Origin of the sequence: Chroococcidiopsis sp. [FACHB-1243], assembly GCF_014696895.1 — a bacterium.
In the GTDB taxonomy this organism is placed as follows: domain Bacteria; phylum Cyanobacteriota; class Cyanobacteriia; order Cyanobacteriales; family Chroococcidiopsidaceae; genus Chroococcidiopsis.
The window spans coordinates 25346-45570 of record NZ_JACJQX010000037.1 but is presented as its reverse complement, the minus strand read 5'-3'; the positions used below and the strand labels follow the sequence as shown (position 1 = coordinate 45570).

The 20225-nt window shown below is 45.4% G+C and carries 21 protein-coding genes; 7 read left to right on the top strand and 14 right to left on the bottom strand.

Features of this window, described 5'->3' with window-relative positions; translation table 11 throughout:
* Positions 1-10 precede the first annotated feature (10 nt).
* Positions 11-550 (top strand): GNAT family N-acetyltransferase, encoded by a 540-nt coding sequence (locus H6G17_RS24140; RefSeq protein ID WP_192161135.1) that lies wholly within the window; start codon positions 11-13, stop codon positions 548-550.
* 58 nt (positions 551-608) lie between these two features.
* On the opposite strand, the gene rppA is transcribed toward H6G17_RS24140, so the two are convergent.
* Positions 609-1295, bottom strand: a complete 687-nt coding sequence (rppA, locus tag H6G17_RS24135; RefSeq protein WP_192161134.1) for a two-component system response regulator RppA — start codon at positions 1293-1295, stop codon at positions 609-611.
* A 190-nt stretch (positions 1296-1485) separates the two neighbouring features.
* Between rppA and hisG the strand changes: the two genes are divergently transcribed.
* Positions 1486-2130, top strand: a complete 645-nt coding sequence (gene hisG / locus H6G17_RS24130) for an ATP phosphoribosyltransferase (protein ID WP_192161133.1) — start codon at positions 1486-1488, stop codon at positions 2128-2130.
* Between the two features lie 161 nt (positions 2131-2291).
* Here the strand turns inward: hisG and H6G17_RS24125 are convergent, their stop codons facing one another.
* From H6G17_RS24125 to H6G17_RS24105, 5 genes are all read right to left on the bottom strand, one after another.
* Complete coding sequence (locus tag H6G17_RS24125) at positions 2292-2984, bottom strand: ABC transporter permease (RefSeq protein WP_192161132.1); 693 nt, start codon at positions 2982-2984, stop codon at positions 2292-2294.
* Entirely contained in the window at positions 2981-3763 is a 783-nt protein-coding gene (locus H6G17_RS24120; RefSeq protein WP_015154462.1) for an ATP-binding cassette domain-containing protein, read from the bottom strand. The genes H6G17_RS24125 and H6G17_RS24120 overlap by 4 nt, the downstream gene beginning before the upstream one ends.
* Positions 3764-3893: 130 nt before the next feature.
* Positions 3894-4355, bottom strand: coding sequence for a TspO/MBR family protein (locus H6G17_RS24115; protein WP_192161131.1), 462 nt, complete (start codon positions 4353-4355; stop codon positions 3894-3896).
* A 76-nt stretch (positions 4356-4431) separates the two neighbouring features.
* A complete protein-coding gene (locus tag H6G17_RS24110) occupies positions 4432-4905 on the bottom strand; it encodes a TspO/MBR family protein (RefSeq protein ID WP_192161130.1) in 474 nt (157 codons plus the stop codon).
* 197 nt (positions 4906-5102) lie between these two features.
* Positions 5103-5837: a redoxin family protein gene (locus tag H6G17_RS24105; protein ID WP_192161129.1), complete on the bottom strand. Its 735-nt coding sequence runs from the start codon at positions 5835-5837 to the stop codon at positions 5103-5105.
* 153 nt (positions 5838-5990) lie between these two features.
* Between H6G17_RS24105 and H6G17_RS24100 the strand changes: the two genes are divergently transcribed.
* Complete coding sequence (locus H6G17_RS24100) at positions 5991-6755, top strand: class I SAM-dependent methyltransferase (RefSeq protein WP_192161162.1); 765 nt, start codon at positions 5991-5993, stop codon at positions 6753-6755.
* A 116-nt stretch (positions 6756-6871) separates the two neighbouring features.
* On the opposite strand, the gene H6G17_RS24095 is transcribed toward H6G17_RS24100, so the two are convergent.
* Entirely contained in the window at positions 6872-7399 is a 528-nt protein-coding gene (locus H6G17_RS24095; RefSeq protein WP_192161128.1) for a GAF domain-containing protein, read from the bottom strand.
* 83 nt (positions 7400-7482) lie between these two features.
* Here H6G17_RS24095 and H6G17_RS24090 point away from each other — a divergent pair, with 83 nt between their 5' ends.
* The gene (locus tag H6G17_RS24090) at positions 7483-7698 is read left to right on the top strand and encodes a hypothetical protein (RefSeq protein WP_192161127.1); all 216 of its coding nucleotides are present in this window, start codon (positions 7483-7485) and stop codon (positions 7696-7698) included.
* Between the two features lie 17 nt (positions 7699-7715).
* On the opposite strand, the gene H6G17_RS24085 is transcribed toward H6G17_RS24090, so the two are convergent.
* The 3 genes from H6G17_RS24085 to H6G17_RS24075 all read right to left on the bottom strand — a co-directional run bounded on the left by H6G17_RS24085 (position 7716) and on the right by H6G17_RS24075 (position 10291).
* On the bottom strand, positions 7716-8375 hold the full coding sequence (locus H6G17_RS24085) for a Uma2 family endonuclease (protein WP_192161126.1): 660 nt from the start codon (positions 8373-8375) through the stop codon (positions 7716-7718).
* Between the two features lie 99 nt (positions 8376-8474).
* Positions 8475-9710: an LL-diaminopimelate aminotransferase gene (locus H6G17_RS24080; RefSeq protein ID WP_192161125.1), complete on the bottom strand. Its 1236-nt coding sequence runs from the start codon at positions 9708-9710 to the stop codon at positions 8475-8477.
* 119 nt (positions 9711-9829) lie between these two features.
* Positions 9830-10291 carry a GNAT family N-acetyltransferase gene (locus H6G17_RS24075; RefSeq protein WP_192161124.1) on the bottom strand — a complete coding sequence of 154 codons (462 nt, stop codon included), beginning with the start codon at positions 10289-10291 and terminating at the stop codon, positions 9830-9832.
* Positions 10292-10510: 219 nt separating this feature from the next.
* Here H6G17_RS24075 and H6G17_RS24070 point away from each other — a divergent pair, with 219 nt between their 5' ends.
* Positions 10511-11416: a LysR substrate-binding domain-containing protein gene (locus H6G17_RS24070; RefSeq protein WP_192161123.1), complete on the top strand. Its 906-nt coding sequence runs from the start codon at positions 10511-10513 to the stop codon at positions 11414-11416.
* Positions 11417-11588: 172 nt separating this feature from the next.
* Entirely contained in the window at positions 11589-14441 is a 2853-nt protein-coding gene (locus H6G17_RS24065; RefSeq protein ID WP_192161122.1) for a GNAT family N-acetyltransferase, read from the top strand.
* Between the two features lie 156 nt (positions 14442-14597).
* Here H6G17_RS24065 and H6G17_RS24060 read toward each other — a convergent pair whose 3' ends face one another.
* From H6G17_RS24060 to H6G17_RS24050, 3 genes are read right to left on the bottom strand one after another with little or no spacing between them, the layout of a single operon-like run.
* Positions 14598-16529 carry a response regulator gene (locus H6G17_RS24060; protein WP_192161121.1) on the bottom strand — a complete coding sequence of 644 codons (1932 nt, stop codon included), beginning with the start codon at positions 16527-16529 and terminating at the stop codon, positions 14598-14600.
* 9 nt (positions 16530-16538) lie between these two features.
* Positions 16539-16988, bottom strand: coding sequence for a response regulator (locus tag H6G17_RS24055; protein WP_015154449.1), 450 nt, complete (start codon positions 16986-16988; stop codon positions 16539-16541).
* Positions 16985-18409, bottom strand: coding sequence for a GAF domain-containing protein (locus tag H6G17_RS24050; protein ID WP_192161120.1), 1425 nt, complete (start codon positions 18407-18409; stop codon positions 16985-16987). Before H6G17_RS24050 ends, H6G17_RS24055 begins: the two co-directional genes overlap by 4 nt.
* Here H6G17_RS24050 and H6G17_RS24045 point away from each other — a divergent pair.
* Positions 18408-18551, top strand: a complete 144-nt coding sequence (locus H6G17_RS24045; protein WP_192161119.1) for a hypothetical protein — start codon at positions 18408-18410, stop codon at positions 18549-18551. The genes H6G17_RS24050 and H6G17_RS24045 overlap by 2 nt on opposite strands.
* Before the next feature lie 14 nt (positions 18552-18565).
* Here H6G17_RS24045 and H6G17_RS24040 read toward each other — a convergent pair whose 3' ends face one another.
* On the bottom strand, positions 18566-19753 hold the full coding sequence (locus H6G17_RS24040; RefSeq protein WP_192161118.1) for a DUF4336 domain-containing protein: 1188 nt from the start codon (positions 19751-19753) through the stop codon (positions 18566-18568).
* Positions 19754-20225: the final 472 nt, after the last annotated feature.

The following is a 20225-nucleotide window of genomic DNA, read 5'->3' as shown; positions in this document are numbered from 1 at the left end:
CCTACGGCTGATGCGCGACATAAAAATGGATTTACTCAGCGTGGAGATATTAACAAATCGCCTTAGATTAAAACCTGTATCGATGGCGTATAAAGAGGAAATATTTTCAGAATTTACTGAAGAAGTGACTTTTTATATGTGTCCGCGATCGCCCCAACATATTGCTGAAATAGAAGCATTTATTGAGAATGCAATTGTAGATTTAAAAAAGGGTAGCGATCTCGTATTAGCGATCCTAAAAAAGGATTCGCAAGAATTCTTAGGCTGTGCAGGTCTTCATGGTATGCTTGGTAAGACTCCAGAACTTGGAATTTGGTTAAAAAAAACAGCCCAGGGTCATAAGTATGGAATAGAAGCAATTACAGGTATCAAAAATTGGGCTGAGCAGAATTTAGATTATGAATATTTTCTCTATCCTGTCGATCGCGCCAACATTGCCAGTCGCAAAATTCCAGAAACATTGGGCGGAAAAGTTGTGAGAGAATACGAACACAAAAAGACAAATGGAAATATTTTATATTTATTAGAATATCGCATTGAGATAGCGTAGCATCTGTAGGAGCGAGTTTACCAAACATTTGATACTTTCTATTACCATTTACCAATTATCAATTACCATCCCCAAACCGATAACCCTTACCATAAACAGTATGAACTAACACTATTTCTCCCTTAGCTTCAATTTTGCGTCTTAATAACCGAACTAAAGCAGCTAAAACATTACTGCTTGGTTGTTCTTCTTCAGTCCATAAATATTGATGAATTTGGTCGTGAGTTAAAACTTGTCCGACATGACGCATAAAATATTCTAAAAGCTTAGTCTCTTTTTCTGACAATTCAATCGTGCGTCCTTGACGATAAGCTAAACGATTTTCAACATCTAATTCTAAATCTGCAACTTGTAAACGTTGAGTTGTAGCTAGATTTAAATCTACAGCACCTCGCCGTAACAAAGCGCGGACTCTTGCAAGTAATTCGCGTAATTCAAAAGGCTTAACAATATAATCATCTGCACCCGCGTCTAAACCTTGCACGCGATCGTCTATCGTATCTTTAGCAGTCAGGAAGAGGACAGGTGTATTTTTACCACTGCGCCGTAATTGCTGACAAATATCTAACCCCGATTGGTGGGGGAGCATCCAATCGAGGATCAGTAAGTCATAAGTCTTCTGAGTAGCCAAATTGCTACCTTTGTTCCCATCATATGCCACATCAACCTCGTATCCTTCACGGCTGAGGAGGCGACTAAGAGGATCGGTTAGTTCAACTTCATCGTCAACTAACAAGATTTTCATATCAATCTTGGCTGCACGGATAGATTACGCGATATTTCTATTCTTACACTGGCTGCAATCTGGCAGTGTCTCACTAATATAGAAAATCAGAATTATACAATCGCGATCGTTCTAGTTTCAGGGCATAATAGTTTTTTGTGAGAATGATGACTTGTCTTCTGTTTCTTCCCCTACTCCCTACTCCCTAGCCATGATTACCGTAGCACTACCCAAAGGCGCACTTTTAAAAGATAGTATCCGTTTGTTGCAATCTGTCGGTTTAGATTTTAGTGCATTTCTCGATTCCAGCAATCGCCAATTACAGATTCAAGACTCGAATAATATTGCCAAAGCTTTATTAGTACGGGCGCAAGATGTACCCGTTTACGTAGAATACGGACAGGCACAATTAGGAATTGTTGGCTATGACGTATTGCGCGAGAAAAAACCGAAAGTTGCCAATCTAGCCGATTTAAAATTCGGTTCTTGTCGGCTCTCTGTGGCTGTCAAAGCTTCTAGTCCTTATCGTTCGGCTTTAGAATTACCAGCTCACGGAAGAGTTGCTTCTAAGTTTGTTAATTGCGCCCGCGAGTATTTTGAAAATTTAGATTTACCAGTAGAAATTATTACTTTATACGGTTCTGTAGAATTGGGACCAATTACGGGTATGTCTGAGGCAATTGTTGACTTAGTTTCTACTGGTAGAACGCTACAAGAAAATGGATTAATCGAGATTGAAACATTGTTTGAAAGTACGGCAAGACTGATCGCTCATCCTTTAAGTTATCGGCTTAACAGCGGGAATTTTTATCAGTATATCGAACAAATTCGCACGGCAATTATGTCACCTATTTAGTTGAGTAAAATTTACATTTCAATCCTATGCTTGAAAGCATAGGTTCCCTGCTCGTGCGCTCTCTGCTCTCTGTAAGGGCGGGTTTAGCAAATAAATTAACTGCTAGAACCGAAAATTTTTGGTCAAAACCCGCCCCTACAATAACTGATAACTGATAACTGTTAAGACTGTACCAATCCCCCCTGCTCCTCTGCTCCTAGTCTCCTCTGCTCCCAAGTACCTCGGCGCGTTAAACGGCGCTCCAAAGTAGCGATCGCCCAATCTGCTAAAATTGCTAACACCGCCGCCGGAACTGCCCCTGCCAGAATCAACTGATTGTTGACCATTGCAATTCCCCGAAATACAAACACGCCCAAGCCGCCAGCGCCAATTGCTGCTGCGATCGTGGCAACCCCGATCGCAATCACCGTAGCTACCCTTACCCCTGCTAAAATCACCCCTAGAGCCAACGGAACCTCGACTTGCAAGAGTAACTGGCGATCGGTCATGCCCATCCCCTTTCCTGCCTCACGAATTGCCGGATCGACGTTAATAATTCCTGTATAGGTATTGCGAATAATTGGTAGGAGAGAATAGAGGGTTAGAGCAATAATCGCCGTCCGCGCCCCAATTCCGCCAATTAGCGGCACGGAAATTAAAAATCCAAATAGTGCCAAACTAGGAATTGTTTGCAACACGTTAGCAATTCCCAAGATTGGCTGACGCAGGCTGGGTTTACGGGTGATGCAGATCCCTAGCGGAATACCTACCAAAGTCGCAACACCAATTGAAATTCCTACCAAGAGGATATGGGTAGCAGTTTCCTGTAAAATCTCCGGCGCGTACTTCACCAGAAAAAATTCACTCAAGTTCATTTTCCGTTCTTCTCACCAGAATTATAAATCTGAGCAAACGGCGGTAGCCCTTTGATAAAAGCACGCGCCTCTGGCTTGGGAGATTTTAAAAACTCTTCTGGCGTACTTAACACCAGCATCCGTCCTGCTTGCATGAGACCAATTCGGGAAGCCAAAATAAAAGCTTCTTGAATATCGTGCGTTACGAAAATTACGGTTTTGCCTAACTGCTGTTGCAAGCGGCGAAACTGCTGTTGAATTTCTAGACGAGTGACTGGATCGAGCGCGCCGAAAGGTTCGTCCATCAATAACACGGGCGGATCGGCAGCTAGCGCCCTAGCGACTCCTACACGCTGTCGTTGTCCTCCAGAAAGTTCGCGGGGGTAACGATGAGCGAATTGCTCCGGTTCCAAACCAACTAAGTTTAACAGTTCGTAAACTCGTGCCTTAATTTGTTTGGGTTTCCAACTTTCTAAAGCTGGCACTAAGCCCACATTTCGTTCGATCGTGAAATGCGGAAACAAACCTGTCTCCTGAATCACGTATCCCATCTGACGGCGTAATTTGATTTCATCCCACTTGGTTGTAGGAATGCCTTCAAACAGAATCTCACCATGAGAAGGGACGAACAGGCGATTGATTAACTTCATGGTCGTAGTTTTGCCACTACCACTGCGTCCTAATAGGACTAAAACTTCACCTCGCCCAATGGTGAAATTGAGATTTGATACCAGCGCCCGTCCGTTCTGAATGAACGTGACATCACGAAATTCGATTGCAATTGGATTGTCCTGCGGCATAAACGACTCCCGAAAGGGGTTGCCTCAGGTAACATTATGTGCTGATTTTACCCGCGATCGAAGTAATGGTTGAGCTTTTAGTGTATCAACTTACATGCAAACAGGGGTAGAAGCAAGCTACAACTTATCGCTAGACATCCTGGGGATTCAATTTTGCCATTTCCCAAGTCGTGTAAGTGCCAATCGGACTCCAAATTAGATACGGTAGGAGTAAAGCCGCCGCCCAAGGGGAAACGCTGAGGACAGTTAAGGCTAATAATAGACCAGCGATCGCCCCCGTACCACCGATAATCGTCCCAATTTTGAGGCTGCGAGTCCTAAACATCACAAGCGTGTAGGAGACGATTAGAATTTCTACCAACAAGTAAAACCCCATCAGCAACCAACTACCCGTATTTTCCCACACGATATAAGCCGACCAAGCACCGCAAATAAATACGACCGTCCAAATGACGGGAATTAACGCTTCAAACGTCAACCAATTGGGGCGGCGCAGGCGCTTAAACCATTTGCGATCGCTTGGTGTAAAGAAATTTGAACCAAGTGCCACCAACAGCGTCACAGCCCCGATTACCATCCAAGATTTAATCATGATAAGTCGTAAGTCGTAAGTCGTAAGTAAAAATCTGCTAACTACTCACAAATGACAAATGACAAATGACAACTGTTCACTGCTCTGTAGGATTGAGGCGAATCATTTCCCAGGTTGTAAACGTGCCGATGGGACTCCAAATTGTATAAGGTATGAGCAAAGCTGCTGCCCATCCAGAGATTTGCAAGATAGCTAGTAACAACAATACGCTTAAGAGTACGCCTATGAATCCAACAAATGTACCGATCGCCAAACTACGTAGTTGTAGCGTCACTGGTAAATAAGCAACGGTAATTAATTCTAAAACTAGGTATAAGCCCATTAATAACCAGGTCTTGAGGCTACCTGGTTCTGCTTCCCAAACAATATAAGCTGAAATTGCCCCACACGTAAAAATCACCATCCATATTACTGGAATTAATGGCTCAAAAGTTAACCAATGTGGGCGTTCCAGTTGAACTGCCCATTTCAAATCGCGAGGCTTAAAGAAAAAGCCACCGAAGGCGACGAGAAATGTTATTCCTCCAATCGCTAACCAAGACGGAATCATTCTTGTTTATCCTTTCCTTAGTCTTCTATCGCGATTGTGACAGCTTAGGGCAGTATGAGTACTCAGTCATTGGAGAGAAGTAGAAATTCAGGAACTAGGAGTTATAGCAGTTCTCAGTCGATCGCAGTATACATCTTGTAGGGGCGCACAGCTGTGCGCCCCTACAGACCCTAGTATCTCATTCAATCAAGAACCACCTAGTTTGTACTCAAGTAGGCTTCTAATGCTTCCGAACCACCGATAAGCCTTCCATCGATAAAGACTTGTGGTACTGTCATTGCTCCCGTCATTGCCCGTAGAGAACGGGTTGTCGCATCTTGCCCTAAAACAATTTCTTCGTATTCAATGCCGCGTTCTTGCAACATTTTCTTGGCACGGGCGCAGAACGGACAACCGACTTTGGCAAACAAAGAGACGCACTTCGGTTTTGCTGCTTCTGGGTTGATGTAATTAAGCATGGTTTCGGCATCGGATACTTTAAAGGGATCGCCTGGTTCCTGTGGCTCGATAAACATCCTTTCTACTACGCCATCTTTTACTAGCATGGAATAGCGCCAAGAACGCTTACCAAATCCTAAATCCGATTTGTCTACTAACATTCCCATCCCGTTAGTAAACTCGCCGTTGCCATCGGGAAGAAAAGTTACCTTGTCTGCACCTTGGTCTTTTGCCCATTCGCTCATGACAAAGGCATCATTGACAGAAACGCAAACGATATCATCTACACCGTTCTCTTTGAAAGCTGGTGCTAAATCGTTGTAGCCTGGAACGTGGGTTGACGAGCAAGTTGGCGTATATGCCCCTGGTAAGGAGAAAACTACAACTGTCTTACCATTAAATATCTCGTCAGTAGACATATCTAACCAGCTATTATTCTGGCGAGTCCGAAATTTAACGCTGGGTACTTTTTGTCCTTCGCGGTTAGACAGCACGGTATCTCCTTCACTTCACAAATCTACATATACATATAGAGAGCGTACTCGTTATGAGTTTATTTGTCAACTCTTTCGAGCGCTTTGCTACACTTACGATAAGTGGAGACTACCGCTTATCTGAAAAGCGGGATAGCAGACGAAGATAAAAATATGCCAGAAAATGCTTGGAATACATCCCTCTACGAGAGTAAACATGCGTTTGTGTGGCAGTACGGCGAATCACTGCTAGAGTTACTGTCACCGCAGTCAGGAGAAAGAATTTTAGATCTCGGTTGCGGCACGGGACAATTAACAGAAAAAATTGCGATCGCGGGAGCCGATGTTATAGGAATTGACAGCGATCGTACTATGATTGAGAAGGCAAAGCAGAATTATCCTCAGTTGCAATTTGATGTAATTGATGCTAGAGAATTTCAATTTTCTCAGTCATTTGATGCAGTTTTTTCTAATGCCGTATTACACTGGATTGTAGAATCAGAAGCAGTTATTTATTGCATTCACAAAGTATTAAAACCAGGTGGAAGATTTGTTGCTGAGTTCGGTGGAAAAGGAAATATAAAGGCGATCGCAACTAGCCTTACTCATGCTTTCAATCAGCTAGGCTACTCAGTACCGCAAACAGCAAGTTCTTGGTATTTTCCTAGTATTAGCGAGTATTCTAGCCAGCTAGAAAAAGTAGGCATGGAAGTGACATATGCGGTTTTGTTCGACCGTCTCACGCCTCTAGAAGGTGGAGATTTGGGAATGAGGAACTGGATACAAATGTTTGCCAGTCGTTTTTTAGCCGAATTATCTACAGAACACCAAAGGCGAGTTTTAGAGTTAGTAGAACAGCAGTTAAAACCTATGTTATATCGCGATGAAAAATGGTGGGCAGATTATCGGAGAATTCGCGTGGTTGCCGTAAAAATATAATTTTATCGTGTTTCTAGGTGGTTGAATTATTTCAAATATGCGGGAGGCGGGTTTATAAAGATTTTTGTGCAGAATGAGAGATTATCGGTGAAGCCGCCCCTACAGTAACTTTCGATTTAATTTTGGATACTTTTCATGTAATCAACAACTATAGGCGTAAGCTTATCTATTACATCTGCAATTATTTCACGATCTGTTTCAGTCCAAACTCTCGGTTGACCAAATACACAGGGTTGTAAAATACCCCATAATTGATTTTTGTCGCATAAATGAGCGTGAATTAAAGCTCGGTGTCCGAAATTTTTACGCTCAAAATCTTTATTCACAACCTTTGGATCTGCTGTCTCCACATCTTCCACAAAAATTGATGGTTCGGCACGCAAAGCAGATGCAAATAAAGGGTCTTCGTTGTTGATTAAATCGGTGGGTTCTGCTTTCCAGTCTGAATCAGTTACATCAGGATATTCAGGACTGCGACACCAACAACTGACAACTTTACCAATATTAGTTTGAGGATGGCGTAAATAGAGAAAACAGCGATCGCATTGTAATAGATCTCCTAATGCTGGTAGTAAAGCTGAAAAAATTGCTTCTGGCGGACGATGTTCGGAGAGAATCTTGCTTAAAATAGTCGAATCTGGCATAGAAATCTTAGCCTTTTGATAGGGTTTATTTCGCGATCGCTCTGTCTAATCTAAAAGTATATAGAAAATGCGAGGAAAAGATCATGCCTAGCGGTCATGCAAATCATAAAGGCACAAGCGATAAACCCAATACAAATGCAGCGGGTCAAATGGATATCGCCGCTGACAAATCAACCGATCCCACAGAAGATATCTTACTAGAAGGAGCTACAACTAATACAACTAGAATCGACGAATTTGTAGATTATCCCCCTGCTTATCAGCGTCCAGAGGAATCGGAATCTAGTCAAGATAAATAAGTGAAATATGGCGATCGCTAGCTATTAATTTGATATGTGGCGATCGCTTCTTCAAATTCTTCTAAAGCTTGTACGCTTCCTACCTGCCAAGCCCGTTCTACTGTAGCAGAAATGATTTGATTTAAAGATATTTGAGGAAAAATCGGACTAGTATTCGACTCTATATACTCGCCATTTCTAAGGAGATAAAGTCTTAACCTACCACTGTCATAAACCCAAATTTCGGGAAAGCCAATGTCTTTATATGCATCTAAGGTTGTTTTGGAAGTCACATCTATTTCTATTGCCAAATCTGGGGGAGGATCGCCAGGTTGTAATCTACGACGACCAACCATACGTTGATAGTTTTGAATATAGAAACAGGCATCGGGTTCAACCCCTGCTATATCCTCTTGTGTAAAAGTAGTTGAACCAAAAGGTTCGTATCTTCTACCCGTTCTTTTCAACAAGATTTTAATAATATCTGAAATTATATCTTTTGGTCGTTCGTGTTCGGGTAAGGGAACCATTATTTCTAAAGTATTCTGACTGTAGGCTATTCTTGCGGCTCGATGTTCGCCTAATTCGTGCAAGATTAACTCAAATTCTTGCCAACTAACGTTGGGAATAGTCACTACACTACCAGGAGCCAGCTGCATTTGGCTAACAGGTTTGACGACAGAACTTGTGGTAGTCATAGGAAGATTGACAATATATCGAGTCAGGGCGAGTTTAGATAGATCTTCACCTAAGTATAGAGATTTTTGGTGAACTCGCCCCTACACTATATTTTCGCTTTACACTTTAAATTTCTCGACAATCCGTTTCATTGCCTCTTCCACGTTCTCGCGACTGTTGAATGCAGAGATACGGAAGTAGCCTTCACCAGCCGCACCAAATCCAGAACCAGGCGTTCCCACCACATTACAAACTTGCAGCAATTTATCAAAGAAATCCCAACTGGATAAACCGTGCGGGGTTTTTACCCAAACATAAGGTGCATTCACGCCGCCATACACTTCTAAACCCGCAGCCATCAGTTGAGTACGGATGATTTTGGCATTTTCTAGATAAAAATTGACAAGAGCGTTAATTTGTGCCTTACCTGCTGCCGAATAAACTGCCTCAGCACCACGCTGCACGATGTAAGATACACCATTAAATTTAGTGGATTGACGACGATTCCACAATTTCCACAGTTCTACATCGGAACCATTAGCAGCTTTTGCCTTGAGGGTTTTGGGTACGACAGTTAAAGCGCAGCGCGTACCTGTAAAGCCAGCATTTTTAGAAAAAGAACGAAATTCGATCGCGCAATCTCTAGCCCCCTCAATTTCATAAATAGAATGGGGTAGATCGGGATCTGTGATGTATGCTTCGTAGGCAGCATCGAAGAAAATAATGGAATTGTTAGCTTTGGCGTAGTTTACCCACGCTTGGAGATGTTCCCGCGTTGCCGTCGCACCTGTAGGGTTGTTAGGGAAACACAAATAAATCAAATCGACTTTTTGAGTCGGAATTTCGGCAGTAAAGTTGTTTTCTGCCGTCACGGGAAGATAGACTAACCCCCCATACTCGCCTTTCTCATTTGCCTCTCCCGTATGTCCAGCCATCACATTCGTATCGACATACACGGGATATACAGGATCGGTAACGGCAATCGTGTTATCTTTGCCAAAAATATCGAGAATATTGCCCGTATCGCACTTAGAACCATCAGAAATAAAAATTTCTGATGCGTCAATATCGCATCCTCGCGATTGAAAATCGTGGCTAGCAATCTTCTCCCGTAACCAAGCATAACCTTGTTCGGGACCGTAGCCTTTAAAAGTAGCGCGATCGCCCATTTCATCTACAGCTTGAATCATTGCGCTACGACAAGCTTCTGGTAATGGTTCGGTGACATCGCCAATTCCCAACCGGATAATTTTCGCATCGGGATTCGCCTCAGCAAATGCATTCACCCGCCGCGCAATTTCAGGAAACAGGTAGCCTGCTTTGAGTTTCAGGTAGTTATCGTTAATCTTTGCCACGATCGATCTCCATGTGTGCCGTAAATAATTTTAAGGGTCATTAGTCATTAGTCATTTGTCATTTGTGAGTAGCTAGTGACTGGATTCTTTTCTAGCCACCAGCCACTAGTCACCAGTCACTAATAACTGAGACGACACAAGCGCAGGTTGTTGAGAATTTGCGCGCCTTGTTTTTGGTAAAATTCGATGCCGCGATTGTTGTTGACGTTCACTGTCCATTCTATGCGTCCGCAATCGTTCTCGCTGGCGAGGGTTGATAAGTAGTTGAGTAATGCGGTTCCGACTCTTTGTCCGCGCATATGTGGCTGTACAAATAAATCGTCGAGCCAGATACTCGGTTTACCGAGAAAACTGGAGTAGGTGTAGAAAAATAAGGCAAATGCGATCGCGCAGTTATCGACTTCTGCCAATAATACTCTCGCTAGTGGCGATCGCCCAAATAATGTTTTCTCTAGCTGCTGGGGAGTTGCTTGCAGTTCGTCCAGATATCCATCAAATGCTGCTTTTTGACAGATAAACGAAAATACTTGCTCTAAATCCTCAACTGTTGCCAATCGAATTTGAATATTTATATCGCTCATTTGATGTATCCATTACTTACTTACCCGTACTGTAGAAAAGCTTTTTTCATATGTCCAATATATATTTGGTGCAATATTTATACTTTAAAGATATAAATACGGGGAGTCGGTAGGAGCGCTTTCTCTGTGCGCCTGTACGGAGTCGGGAGTCGGGGACAAGGAAGACACGGAGGATAACTACAACCACCAACCACCAACTACCAACTACCAATTACCATCATGGAACTTCGCCACCTACGCTATTTCATCGCTGTCGCGGAGGAATTAAATTTCAGTCGCGCTGCCGAACGCCTGCATATTGCTCAACCACCGTTAAGTCAGCAAATCCGCGATTTAGAAGCTGAAATTGGAGTCAGATTGTTCGATCGCACTAAACGACGTGTAGAATTGACTGCTGCGGGTCGAGTATTTTTAGAAAAAGTACGACAGTCACTTAGGCAAATCGAGCAAGCTGTGGAAGCAGCACAACGAGCAAGTCGCGGCGAAATTGGGCGTTTGAGCTTGGGGTTTAATAGTTCGGCGACATATAGCGTTTTACCCACCTTATTAAAAGCCTTTCGAGAACGATGTCCAGAGGTAGTATTGGATTTACATGAATTGACAACGCCGCAACAAATCTTGCAGTTACAACAACAGCAAATTGATGCGGGTATTCTTTACTTACCAATCGATTTAGAAGAAATAGAGTTAGAAATAGTTTCCGTGTTAAAAGAAGGCATGGCGATCGCAATTCCAGAAACTCATCCTCTCGCTACATCCACTCAAATATCAATCCGAGCCTTGAGTCAAGAATTATTCATTTTGCCACCTGCCCGTTTAGGTAGTGGACTTTACAATCAAATTAGGCAATTTTTTCAACAGACGGAGTTTAGTCCAATAGCAGTACAAGAAGCAATACAACTACAAACTAGCATTAGTTTAGTAGCAGGTGGTGTAGGAGTGGCGCTAGTACCGTCTTCTCTACAAAATTTACAGCGAGCCGGAGTGATATATCAATCGCTTATAGAACCAACCCCTGAAATTGAAATTGCTGTAGCATGGCAAAAGGACGAGCGATCGCCTATTTTGCAGAACTTTATTGAATCCATATACGAACATTTTTCTGTAGAGATGTTACATGTGTAGAGACGTTACATGTAACATCTCTACAGAGAACAAAAATGGATCTCAACTAAAGCTAGAATTACCGATTTTGACTTTTGTACGGGAGGGTTTAGCAGATAGATTGACAGCAAAGCCTTCGACTTTTGGTCAAAACCCGCCCCTACAACTTTTGACTTAGCAAAGGTGAGCCGCAGTGAGACAACAAACGATCGCCGAAGGCGCTCATGACATTCTCCGCTCCGAGCAGTCGAGCAACCCCCTCAACTCAATTTTTGCTCCCCAGAACGTTGCTGTAATTGGAGCTAGCGAAAAACAAGGTAGCGTCGGGCGTACCCTGCTATGGAATCTCATCAGCAATCCATTTGGTGGAACTGTATTTCCCGTCAATCCTAAACGTCCTAGCGTGTTGGGAATTAAAGCTTATCCCACCATTCAAGATGTTCCCGCGCCAGTCGATCTCGCAGTCATAGCCATCCCCGCACCCGCCGTACCAGGGGCGATCGCAGAGTGTGTCGCCGCAGGAGTTAAAGGTGCAATTATTATTTCTGCTGGATTTAAAGAAGCTGGAGTAGCTGGGATTGAGTTAGAACGGCAAGTGCTGGAACAAGCACGTCGAGGCAATCTGCGAATTGTCGGACCTAACTGCCTGGGAGTAATGAGTCCGCATACAGGGTTAAATGCTACGTTTGCCAGCGCGATCGCCCGACCTGGTAATGTTGGTTTCATCAGCCAAAGTGGAGCGCTCTGCACGGCGATCCTCGATTGGAGCAAGCAAGAAAATGTTGGATTTAGCACCTTTGTCTCCATCGGTTCCATGCTCGATGTTAATTGGGGCGATTTAATCTACTATCTCGGTGACGATCCTCATACCAAAAGTATCGTCATTTATATGGAATCAATTGGTAATGCGCGATCGTTCCTTTCGGCAGCTAGGGAAGTTGCACTGACCAAACCAATTATCGTCCTCAAAGCAGGTCGGACGGAGGCAGCAGCAAAAGCGGCGGCTTCCCATACAGGAGCGCTAGCTGGTAGCGATGTGGTATTAGATGCAGCTTTCCGGCGTTCCGGCGTGTTGCAAGTCAACCGGATCTCTGACTTATTTGATATGGCGGAGGTTTTAGCAAAACAACCCCGTCCCAAAGGTCGGCGCTTAACGATTCTGACCAATGCTGGTGGACCTGGGGTACTGACTACCGATGCCTTAATTGCTACGGGGGGAGAACTGTCAGAATTAACCGAGGAGACTCGCACCGAATTGAATCGATTCCTACCTACCCACTGGAGCCGCAGCAACCCAATTGATATTCTAGGAGATGCCGAACCCCAGCGTTACACTCAAGCCTTAGAGGTCGCAGCAAAAGACCCAAATAGTGATGGTTTGTTGGTAATTTTGACCCCACAAGCTATGACTGACCCTACCAAGACGGCAGAAGCATTGAAATCTTATGTAGAGACGTTACATGTAACGTCTCTACAAGATAAACCGATTCTGGCGAGTTGGATGGGCGGTGCAGATGTCATCGAAGGGGAAAAGATTCTTAACGATGCTGGCATTCCTACTTATCAATATCCAGATACAGCCGCCCGCGTATTCAGTCTCATGTGGCGTTATAGCTACAACTTGCGGGGAATATATGAAACTCCTGCTCTACCAGTAAATTTAGCAGATAGCAACAGCTGTTCCCTGGTGACACAAATTATTGATACAGCACGACAGCAGGGACGCACGATTTTGACGGAGGTTGAATCTAAGCAAGTGCTAGCTGCTTACGGTATTCCCGTCGTTCCGACTTACATTGCCAGAAGTGAAGCAGAAGCAGTTGAATATAGCGATCGCATTGGTTATCCTGTCGTCCTGAAACTCTTTTCCGAAACCATTACCCACAAAACCGATGTCGGCGGTGTGCAGTTAAATTTACCCGATGCCGATGCCGTTCGTTCTGCCTACCACAAAATTGAAACTTCTGTCAACCAATACGTCCAAAAGAATCCTCCTCACTCCGGTATGGGCGCACGGTTGTGCGCCCCTACAACACCCGACTCACAACTGGGGTACGGGCGGGTTTCCAAACCCGCCCCTACCTACACCCCATTTCTAGGCGTTACCGTTCAACCAATGCTGAAATTGGATGGTTACGAATTGATTATTGGCAGCAGTCTCGATCCACAATTCGGTTCTACGCTGCTATTTGGCTTAGGGGGACAGTTAGTGGAGGTATTCAAAGATCGAGCGATCGCCCTACCTCCCTTAAATACCACTCTGGCACGCCGAATGATGGAACAAACCAAAATTTACAAAGCATTGCAAGGAGTCAGAGGTAGAAAAAGCATCGATCTAGAAGCACTAGAACAACTTTTAGTATTATTCAGTCAACTCGTAGTCGAACAACGGTGGATTAAGGAGATTGATATCAATCCGTTGCTAGCTCGTCCTGATTCTCTCCTTGCACTGGATGCGCGGATCGTTTTGCACTCACCGGAAACACCAGAAGATCGGTTGCCGAAACTGGCGATTCGTCCCTATCCCCAGCAGTACGTGAATCAATGGACGATGAGAGATGGCACGATCGTTACTATTCGTCCGATTCGTCCCGAAGACGAACCTTTAATGGTGCAGTTTCATCAAACTTTATCGGAAGAAAGTGTCTATTTTCGCTATTTTCATTTAATTAAGTTGAGTCAGCGGATCGCACACGAAAGACTAACGCGGATATGCTTTATCGATTACGATCGCGAAATGGCATTAGTCGCAGAGTACCACGATCCACAGACAGCAACACGAGAAATATTGGCAGTTGGTCGTCTGAGTAAAATACACGGTTACAACGAAGCAGAGTTTGCTATGTTAGTGGGCGATCGCCATCAGCGACAAGGGTTAGGTACGGAATTATTGAGTCGTCTATTACAAGTCGGACGTGACGAAAAACTCGATCGCATTACTGCCGAAATTCTCGCCGAAAATCGAGCCATGCAAAAAGTCTGCGAAAAACTCGGCTTCTACCTGCATCGAGCAGCAGATGTCGTCAAAGTAGAATTTGAGTTGTAAATCCGTTGTTAGTTATCGTAGGGGCGGGTTTTGACCAAAAATTTTCGGTTCTCGCAGTTAATTTATTTGCTAAACCCGCCCTTACAGGAATCGGGAGCGCACGAGCGCACGAGCAGAGGGACGAGAGAGCAGAGGGGCGGAGGGAGCAACTACCAATTACCAATTCTGCAAAACTTTATGTATTGCGTCTAATAATTCTTTCGTCGTGTAGGGCTTGGGTAAAAATGCTTTGACACCAATTTCGGTTATTTCAGCCATCAGGCTATTCGATGCTAAACCACTCGTAACGATCGCCTTGATTTTAGGATTGAGTTTTTGTAGGGTGCGAGTTGCAGTTAACCCATCCATCAACGGCATCATCACATCCATCAGCACGAGATCGATCTCATACTTACGAGCGGCATAGAGAGCGATCGCCTCAATCCCATCTTTGGCAATCAGAGTCCTGTAATTGTACTCTTCCAAGGAGGTTTGAGTCACCTGTTGGATCGATAGTTCGTCTTCCACAATCAGAATTAACTCGTTGTTGCCAGTCAAAAGCGCGAGTTCTGCTGCTGGCTGAGTTTCTGCATCTTCGATCGCAGGTAAGTATACTTTAAATTGCGACCCTCTTCCCACCTCGCTGTACACCTTGACAAAACCGCCGTGGTTTTTCACAATGCCTAACGCAGTGGATAAACCCAGTCCCGTTCCTTTGCCTACTTCTTTAGTCGTGAAAAAGGGGTCAAAAATTCGCTCTAACAGTTCGGCTGGAATTCCCGTTCCTGTATCCGAAATCGCGATCGCCACGTAAGAACCTGGGCTAGCTTCTGGATTCATCCGAGTACAGGCTTCATCAACGAGTTTATTTTCAGCTGCAAGCCCGAGAGTTCCACCATTGGGCATGGCATCGCGGGCATTAACGCAGAGGTTCATGAATACCTGATGCAGTTGGGTAGCATCGGCAGCAACCGTCCAAAGATTAGCAGTGGGAAAGTCTGTATAAATTTCAATGGGTTTGGGGAAGGTTTGGCGGGCAACGTGCATGACTTCTGACAATATATGCCGAACTTGCAGTGGCACTCGCTTGCCTTCCACCCCACGGGCAAAGGCTAAAATTTGCTTGACCAAATCTGCCCCGCGTTTGGCACTGTCTTCGATCAGCTGGAGTAGGTGTCGATCCTGCTCGTCTAGGGGGAGTTTTAAAGATAGCAGTTGAGCGGTTGCCAGAATCGGAGTGAGAATGTTGTTGAAGTCGTGGGCAATGCCACTTGCCAGAGTCCCCAGACTTTCCAAACGTTGGGCGTGGCGCAGGGCTGCTTCTGTCAGCTTGCGAGTAGTGATATCTTCCGCAATGCCTACCACGCGGTAAGATGCACCAGAGTCATTTTGAATTGGAAAACCGCGATCGCGAATCCATCGGATCGAACCATCGGGACGGATAATTCGATACTCTTCATCATAATGACCTGCTAAAGCCTGCTCGAAGAAGTTCGTTTGAATGCGTTGCCGATCTTCAGGATGAATTGCCTCTAACCATTGCATAAAGTTGGTATACAAACTCTCGCAGGATCGCCCCCAGATACGTTCGTAGGCAGGGCTGACGTAGAGTTGCTGACGCGCTTTGGGGTCTGACATCCAAAACACGCTCTCAGCAATGTTTTCTGCCAATTGGCGAAACCGTTCTTCGCTTTCTCTTAATGCCTGTTCTGCGTTATGTCGTTTTTGTCGTTCCTTCGCCTCGCGCAGTTCTCGCTCCACCGCAGGCATTAACCGAGCTAAATTACCCTTGGTGATGTAGTCGTGCGCTCCTGCTTTCATAGCAGCAACAGCAGTTTCTTCACCAATCGTACCGGAGACAATGATAAACGGTAAATCTCGCTGCTGGCTTTGCAGTAGTTTTAGGGCATCTGGGGCGCTAAACGCAGGTAGAGTGTAATCGGCAATGACAATATCCCACGACTGGCGATCGAGCGCTGCCTGCATCTGGGCAGCAGTCTCTACCCGCTCGTAATCCACGCTATAGCCGCTCCGCCGCAGTTCCCGCAGCATTAGCAGCATATCGTCTTCCGAATCTTCAACAACTAGAATGCTTAGGTGAAGGTTCATCGCGCTTTCCTAAAGCGGTGGTGGTTCGTTCATCAATAGCCAATACATCCCTAATTGCCGAATTGCCTCCGAAAACTGAAGAAAATCCACGGGTTTGCGAATATAACTGTTGCACCCCAAGCTGTAACTATTGAGCAAATCTCGCTCTTCGCTAGAAGTCGTTAAAACTACCACGGGCAATAGTTTAGTGCGTTCATCTTCCCGTAAACGGCGTAAAACTTCAAGCCCATCGACGCGAGGCAGCTTTAGATCTAGCAAAACTACTGTTGGTTTGCTGCTGACATCTCGTTGTGCATATATGCCCGTGCCAAACAGGTAGTCCAGGGCTTCGACTCCATCATGGGCGACGACAATATCATTACCGATGTGATGGCGTTTGAGGGCGCGGATTGCCAGTGCTTCGTCGTCAGGATTATCTTCTACCAAAAGAATGACTTTGCGATCGCCATTCCCATTCATGCCTCGACCTCCTCTGTGAAGAGCGTGAAATAAAAAGTCGCTCCTCGTGTCAATGCCCCTTCTGCCCATACCTGTCCCCCATGCCGATGCACGATTCGCTGCACCGTAGCAAGTCCAATCCCATTACCAGAAAATTCATTCATGCCATGCAATCGCTGAAACGGTTTAAATAACTTGTCAACATAGACCATGTCAAAACCTACGCCATTATCCCGCAAGAAGAAGGCGGGAATTCCATTTTCTTGTGCGATCGCCCCAAATTCAATTTTTGCCTGCAACTGCCTAGAGGTAAATTTCCAAGCATTATTCAGTAAATTCTCCAACAACACCTGCAGCAACCGGGCATCTCCTTGGACGACTAAGCCAGGTTGAACCGCAAACTCCATCTGCCGATCTGGATGAGCTTGCTGTAAATCCGTGCAGATACGACTGGCTAATTGACTCAGATCGACTGCTTCCCTAGTCATATCGCTGCGGGTGACTCGCGATAGGGTGAGAAGATCGTCAATCAACTGCCCCATTCGCTGGGTGGCGAAACGGATGCGATGCAGATAGTCTTGTCCGGTGTTATCTAATTGGTCAAGGCAGTCTTCCAGCAATGCTTGACTGAAGCCATCAATGCTGCGTAAGGGCGCGCGCAGATCGTGGGAAACTGAATAGCTAAAGGCTTCCAATTCCTTATTCACCGCCTTCAGTTCGACGATCGCTTGCTGCAATTCCTGATTCAACTCCTGAGCGCGTTGTTCGGCTTGCTGTCGTTCGACAATCTCTGCCCGCAGTTCTGCTAGTAGTTCAGCGTGCTGGAGAGCCACCCCTAAGCGATCGGCAATCTGATGGACAAATTCGATCTCGGTTTCCTGCCACTGACGCGGGGCGCGACATTGATGAATGCAGAGCAATCCCCAGAGGTTGTGACCTTGCAAGAGCGGCACGACCAAGTTAGCCCGCACCTGAAATTGGGCGAGGATCTGAATGTGGCAATCGCTCAGCCCCGCGTTGTAGATATCGGCAACTGCCTGCACCCGTCCCCGTTGGTAATGGACGGCAAATTGCTCGCCAAAGCAATGGTCGTGAACTTTTTGCGCGATCGCTGAGGCGAGATCGGCAGCGACATCCTCAGACACAAATTCTCCATCATTCCACCCAGAATCGGCATAGAAGCGAAACATACCCACGCGGTCTGCTGCCAAAAGTTGACGCACCTCGGTAGCAGTGGCTTGAAAAATTGTTTCCAGATCGAGGGTTTCTTGGAGTCGGGCGATCGCGTTGGACAAGGCTTTTTGTCGTTCCACCTGAAAATTCCCGCGATCGATTTCTTGCTCTAAAGGTTGAATTTTGTCAATCAGAAGTTGTTGCATCTGCTCGAATGCCGCTTCATCCCTACAGCAAGCGCGCAATCTTGTCAACAATTCTGAGTTCATGAATCACAGCTGGCGACGCTTCCTGACATACAGTATATACTGCCGCATTGAACCAGCGATCGGTGAAGAATGGGGTGTGGGGTGTGAGGACAAGTCAACTGATAACTTTGTAGAGACGTTACATGTAACGTCTCTACACTGACTGATAACTGTTTGTTAAACTTTTTCTTTAACTGGTGTGGCAACGCCATATCTGACTAAAAATGTTTCTAGTTGCCGCAAGAATCCAAAATCTTCTTCTGGTAGAGGCGCATTTTGGCTCGTGCGGGCATTTTGTTCTAGGCAAGCAAAAGCCTGTCGGAATTCATCAGGAGTTGTAGCGATCGGTGCATCCAAGTGACAGCTAATAATTCTGCCAAAATCCCAAGTTGCTACCTTATCTGCCCAGTCTAAGACTTGTTTTGGTGCTTGGGGAAAAATTAGAGTTTGCAAGATTGGAGCGACAAACGGACGACCGTTGCCACGCAACTGATTAAATGACTGCTGCCAACCCGCTTGCCAACGGAACGGGTATAAGCCAAAGTAAGCTTGTCGCGATCGCTCTTTGGCTTTGGCAACATCGCGCCACATTTGCACCAGCCCAGATGTTTCTACCGCTCTAGGACGGAAGTAAATTGCAAACAAGCAAATCCGCTGCCATCCCTTACGGCGATTGGCGGGAGTGTCTTCTATTGCCTCGTCCCCACTGTCTCTCGCATGAAACAGTAAGGGATAGGGGTCTAACTGCAACAGCGCGGGTGGTTCTTCTGGAATGGAAATGATGGAATCAGTTAATAGTAGAGTGCGCGATCGCCTGTGGAGAAGTGCGACTTCTGCAAAAGATCCCTTGCCTAAGTCCAGATCCAACACGGCATAGTCAAATTCTGCCCCAAAGGGAGCCTGTTTAGAGTTTTCCGGTAGTACTTGAGTGCGTTTTCGGGGAAATCCTAACCACGATAGAGGCAAATTGAGCGGGAAACTCCACTGATTCGGAGCCACAAAAACCTGGGCTTGAGGAAAGCATCGAGCGAAAGGACCAACGAAAATCTTGTGTTCCAATCCCGAACTGGTAGGCAAAATAATATACTTCACATCACCATACTTTGCCACCAACTCATTCACCATGCGAATGCACTCTTTTGTTGGAGCAACGGGTGCATAGATCAGCAAACCACCAGCATTAAGCTTAACAACAGTCATCCGAATCGTGACAACCGCATAGAAAAAGCCCTGAAGTTGGTCAAACGTCCAGATCGTATCCTGCACAACTTCCGTGCAAAGCGTCCGCCGCTTGCCAAATGGATAGAGTGGTAAAGCCAGCCAGAACTGCCACGCCAAATCCTGCGGCTGGGTGCTTGAATGCATGAATCGCTCCTACAGATGTATCCTCAATTACTATTTTGCTGTTTTTGGGTCGTCATTGGTCATTGGTCATTAGTCATTTATCTATTTGTCCCTACTCCCTGCTCGTGCGCTCCCTGCTCCCTGATAACTGCTCAGTGATGCAAAAAGAAGGAGTAAAACAGATACAGAATTGTAGCTATAAACAAAACGTGGTTGATCCAGTCGTCAAGAGTCCAGTTGCGAAACATGATTTGGTAATGGGTAATTGGTAATGGGTAAGTCAGTAGTTGTAGGGGCGGGTTTAGCAACAGATTCATGGCTGATAGCAAGAGCGCTGCGTCCAAAACCCGCCCGCACAAGAGTCTGAGGTCAGTCAGTAGTTGTAGGGGCGGGTTTAGCAACAGATTCATGGCTGATAGCAAGAGCGCTGCGTCCAAAACCCGCCCGCACAAGAGTCAGAAGTTACAATTAATTGACAACCAACAATCATTAA

Excerpts from the sequence above, each read along its gene's own strand:
- H6G17_RS24140 (WP_192161135.1), top strand. The coding sequence starts at position 11 with ATGCGCGACATAAAAATGGATTTACTCAGCGTGGAGATATTAACAAAT.
- rppA (WP_192161134.1), bottom strand. The coding sequence starts at position 1,295 with ATGAAAATCTTGTTAGTTGACGATGAAGTTGAACTAACCGATCCTCTT.
- hisG (WP_192161133.1), top strand. The coding sequence starts at position 1,486 with ATGATTACCGTAGCACTACCCAAAGGCGCACTTTTAAAAGATAGTATC.
- H6G17_RS24125 (WP_192161132.1), bottom strand. The coding sequence starts at position 2,984 with ATGAACTTGAGTGAATTTTTTCTGGTGAAGTACGCGCCGGAGATTTTA.
- H6G17_RS24120 (WP_015154462.1), bottom strand. The coding sequence starts at position 3,763 with ATGCCGCAGGACAATCCAATTGCAATCGAATTTCGTGATGTCACGTTC.
- H6G17_RS24115 (WP_192161131.1), bottom strand. The coding sequence starts at position 4,355 with ATGATTAAATCTTGGATGGTAATCGGGGCTGTGACGCTGTTGGTGGCA.
- H6G17_RS24110 (WP_192161130.1), bottom strand. The coding sequence starts at position 4,905 with ATGATTCCGTCTTGGTTAGCGATTGGAGGAATAACATTTCTCGTCGCC.
- H6G17_RS24100 (WP_192161162.1), top strand. The coding sequence starts at position 5,991 with ATGCCAGAAAATGCTTGGAATACATCCCTCTACGAGAGTAAACATGCG.
- H6G17_RS24095 (WP_192161128.1), bottom strand. The coding sequence starts at position 7,399 with ATGCCAGATTCGACTATTTTAAGCAAGATTCTCTCCGAACATCGTCCG.
- H6G17_RS24090 (WP_192161127.1), top strand. The coding sequence starts at position 7,483 with ATGCCTAGCGGTCATGCAAATCATAAAGGCACAAGCGATAAACCCAAT.
- H6G17_RS24085 (WP_192161126.1), bottom strand. The coding sequence starts at position 8,375 with ATGACTACCACAAGTTCTGTCGTCAAACCTGTTAGCCAAATGCAGCTG.
- H6G17_RS24075 (WP_192161124.1), bottom strand. The coding sequence starts at position 10,291 with ATGAGCGATATAAATATTCAAATTCGATTGGCAACAGTTGAGGATTTA.
- H6G17_RS24070 (WP_192161123.1), top strand. The coding sequence starts at position 10,511 with ATGGAACTTCGCCACCTACGCTATTTCATCGCTGTCGCGGAGGAATTA.
- H6G17_RS24060 (WP_192161121.1), bottom strand. The coding sequence starts at position 16,529 with ATGAACCTTCACCTAAGCATTCTAGTTGTTGAAGATTCGGAAGACGAT.
- H6G17_RS24055 (WP_015154449.1), bottom strand. The coding sequence starts at position 16,988 with ATGAATGGGAATGGCGATCGCAAAGTCATTCTTTTGGTAGAAGATAAT.
- H6G17_RS24045 (WP_192161119.1), top strand. The coding sequence starts at position 18,408 with ATGAATCACAGCTGGCGACGCTTCCTGACATACAGTATATACTGCCGC.
- H6G17_RS24050 (WP_192161120.1), bottom strand. The coding sequence starts at position 18,409 with ATGAACTCAGAATTGTTGACAAGATTGCGCGCTTGCTGTAGGGATGAA.
- H6G17_RS24040 (WP_192161118.1), bottom strand. The coding sequence starts at position 19,753 with ATGCATTCAAGCACCCAGCCGCAGGATTTGGCGTGGCAGTTCTGGCTG.